Annotated in this window: 2 protein-coding genes; both read right to left on the minus strand. The window is 36.5% G+C overall.

The features are described 5' to 3' along the window. Positions 1 to 293 precede the first annotated feature (293 nt). Entirely contained in the window at positions 294 to 1,556 is a 1,263-nt protein-coding gene (locus HPY60_11770; GenBank protein NPV51853.1) for an acetylxylan esterase, read from the minus strand. A 48-nt stretch (positions 1,557 to 1,604) separates the two neighbouring features. Then, positions 1,605 to 2,312, minus strand: a complete 708-nt coding sequence (locus tag HPY60_11775) for a glycosyltransferase (GenBank protein ID NPV51854.1) — start codon at positions 2,310 to 2,312, stop codon at positions 1,605 to 1,607. Positions 2,313 to 2,860 lie beyond the last annotated feature (548 nt).

The following is a 2,860-nucleotide window of genomic DNA, read 5'->3' on the forward strand; positions in this document are numbered from 1 at the left end:
GATTCCGAGGCGATCTGGGCGATCGTCTTCTCCCCCTTCAGCGCTTGCAGGGCCACCTTGGCCTTAAAGGCCGCTTCGTACTGTTTCCTCATGCCTGTCATCTTACCATACCTCCTTTCCGAGATATAGCAGGCCAAAGTGCACCTATCTAGGCTGTCCAGTTTTTGGGGACCAGCTCAGAATAGCCGGGTCAGGTTGATAATCGAGGTTTAAGATGGTGAGGTTACAAGGGGCTGAATTGCATACATAGCTTGCTGTAGCTAAAATTTTAAAATTATTAAGTTATAATAATTTCACTTCTTAAAATGCATGTCTGCAAATCTAATAAATTGCTGCCAATCAAAAAACTCTATTCCATGCGGACCCTTTCTCATATGATATCCAATTGTTCCCATTATTGGTTTGTTGACTTCGGCTAGGTCTTCTGCTGGCAACCCAATAAGGTTAAATAAATTATAAACAGGAGAGGCAAATTTAGCCGCAAGGAATTCTCCATATGGGTCTGCATGTAAATCAAGTTGTGCGCTGGCTATATACACAGGCCGAGGAGCTATTGTTGCGATAAGAAAATGTTGATCAAAAGGCAATTCCCTTTCATTTTTGTTAAACTTTTTAAAATCATCGCAAAACCAATGAGGTTGAGACTTATTTATCATTTCTATCGTTTCTCCGAATCGTCTTTTTGAAAGTGAAGCCCCGCAGCAACCAGAATTATTAGATATAACTATTGAGGCACGGTCATCGAGCGCCCCTGCCCAGAGAGCAACTTTACCTAATCTTGAATGGCCGAAAACAACTATTCTTGAGTTGTCTAAGTCTTCATCTTGATTTATATAGTCTATTGCTTTCATGATAGCCCAGGCCCAAGCATCAATCGCACCCCAGGTTTCTAATTTTATTTCTCTGATTTCGGCTTGTGTAAACCACTTACGAATTGCTAGGTCTTTGCCATCCTTTCTATCTGGGACTATATCTTCATAATAGGCTGTTGCGACTGCAAATCCATTTTTTATTAAATAATTTAATGGCCACGCTGACGAATCGATACCTCGTAATAATTCTGGTTTTCTCACAAGGGTAATTGAAGTATCAGAAATCCAGCTTCTCGTTATAGATATATCTTTTTCTTTACTAATAGTGTGATTCCCGTAAAAATTTAATCCCAAGAATACAGGAAATTTTCGTTCAGAAGACTTTTGTTTTGGATAATAAAGCATAAGCCTGAAAAATGCATCGGGCTTATCTCTGCGCTTAATATCTATTTCCTTTCTGATAGCATTTCCTTGCAGGGCAATATCGTTAACATGGCATACTTGATAAAAAGTCTCAATTGAATGGAATGGACTCCTACCATACATTAATTCAATTAGCATATTAATAATTTCAGCGCGTCGGGTTAAAAGCCAGGTTTGCTTATCGACAATCCGAACTCCAGAATCGCTTAGTAGAACATCAGGGATTATATAGTGGGGGATGCTTGATTCTAATTTCCTATACTTTTTTGATTTTAGATTAACTTTAGTTTTTAGTGGGTTGGGAAATATATTAGAAAACAAGTGGGCTCTTGTTTTAATGAGAGATAAAATATTTATCATAAATAATGTTTACCAAAGACTCCCAAGATAATAGTCTCTATATCTGGGCAAGAATTTTGTTGACACCCCACCCGGATAGGGTGTTAATTCTCCAAAATAAATCTTTCCGTTTACATTGTATAGATCAACTCTCATAAAATCAAAATCTGCGGCAAGCAACTCAGCAATTCTAACCATCTCAACAAAATTGATTGGCTTTTCACAGTATCCTTCCCATTGATCGAAATCATATTTAAAATCATATGGCTGAAAGTTTCTATCAAATGATCTTGTCTTGTGCTCTGCAAACCTGCCGTAATGAACGGTTAGAAATTCCACCTTGCCGTGGAAACAATAAAATTTATAATCCTCAGGAGCTTTATCTGAATCTCCTATGAATTGCTCGACTATGATCCTAGGAGTGATATGTTTGTAAGCCCATTCACTACCTAAATACGTATCTGTACAAAAATTTGTCCGCAACCATGATAAAAGTAATCGATTAACTTCTTCCCGCACTAATCTATTTTTATCTTTAACTAAAATGACATATCCACAGCCATGATTTGTTTTTATTACAAATTTTTTTGGCAAGTAGCTATAAGGGATATTATTTGGGAGAGATCCAGACCAGAGTAATGGAATCAAATATTGAGTGTCAATCCTAGAAGCAACGAAATCTCTGACCAAAAGCTTATCAGAAATTAGAGTTAATAAGGGATCCCGATTATGAAGCATCCTATAAAAAAGTTTCTCTGCAAAGGAAGAGGGTTTCTTGAGATTTGGCCAATAATTATGTGTAAAATAAAACTGTACACTGCAAAGAAATCTATATATATTATCAGCTGGGCGATCATCAAGTAGGCGAGCATAAAAACGGCATAATGGCCAGTAGACCCACCTTAAAATAATTTTAACTAACAGCATTAATATATATATTCTATTTTATTATATCATTATAAAGTTTATTTAAAAATCAATAAATAAAAAAATATTTTTAACATGCTAGGCATATATAAAAAAAATATTCATCGGGTAGGGAGAGCTATAAAATTAACCAAAAACTTCAAAAATATAACATGAGCTGTTTATTTAATATGATTTCAAGATGGTATAAGGACAGCTGCTTAAAAATTTAAGAACATTTTCGGTAAAAGATTATACTGACCCCCTGAGGAGGTGGACACTTTCGAGAGGTAGAGTTTATACTCTATTCAGGAGGTGAAAGTACGAAACCGGGGAAGTGGACAGTGGAGGAGAAGATGGCCATAGTGCTGGAGGCACTC

It is taken from the genome of Methanofastidiosum sp., assembly GCA_013178285.1.
Lineage (GTDB): Archaea > Methanobacteriota_B > Thermococci > Methanofastidiosales > Methanofastidiosaceae > Methanofastidiosum.

Coding starts and splice junctions, on each gene's coding strand:
- HPY60_11775 (NPV51854.1), bottom strand. CDS start 2,312: ATGCTTCATAATCGGGATCCCTTATTAACTCTAATTTCTGATAAGCTT.